Raw genomic sequence first — 596 nt, forward strand, 5'->3', positions numbered from 1 at the left:
ATCTGTGTCGTCCCTCGTCGAAACAATTAATCAACTAGGTGAGTTCAAGCGGGAGGATTGGTTCGAAGTTCGGCAACAAGCCAGAGCGGCAGGTGAAGAAAACGATTGGTCACGTCGGATGGATACTATTCGAACCGTTATTGAGTGTGAAAGCGAATTATAGTATTCAATGACCGGAATTGTTACACTAAGTATCGAGTTAGAGCTCGGGTGGGGAATGCACGACAAAGCCGAATACAGTCACCTCTCAACAGACCGGGCGGCCGAGACAAAAGCGCTTCATCGAATACTCGATTCAGCGGATCGGCACGACCTCCCCATTACCTTCGATGTCGTGGGTCACTTATTTCACGAATCGTGTACTGGTTCACACGCCGGGCCGTACCCAGAAGACTACTGGAGTGAAGACCCCGGTACTGACGAAGAGACTGATCCTCACTTCTATGCGCCTGATTTAGTTCGAGAGATTCAGAGCCGGAAGACTGATCATGAAATTACTACTCATACGTATTCCCACCTACTGGCGGATAACGCCTCCGCGGAGCAACTCCACAGCGAGTTATCGAGGGTTAAACAAATACATTCTGATTTTGGAG

The 596-nt window shown here is 49.2% G+C and carries 1 protein-coding gene; it reads left to right on the forward strand.

The genetic code is table 11. The features are described 5' to 3' along the window. Positions 1-169 precede the first annotated feature (169 nt). On the forward strand, positions 170-596 hold a 427-nt coding region (locus DVK07_RS20650), incomplete at its 3' end, for a polysaccharide deacetylase family protein (protein WP_147441300.1).

The sequence above is a fragment of the Halorubrum sp. Atlit-26R genome (assembly GCF_003666015.1).
Lineage (GTDB): Archaea > Halobacteriota > Halobacteria > Halobacteriales > Haloferacaceae > Halorubrum.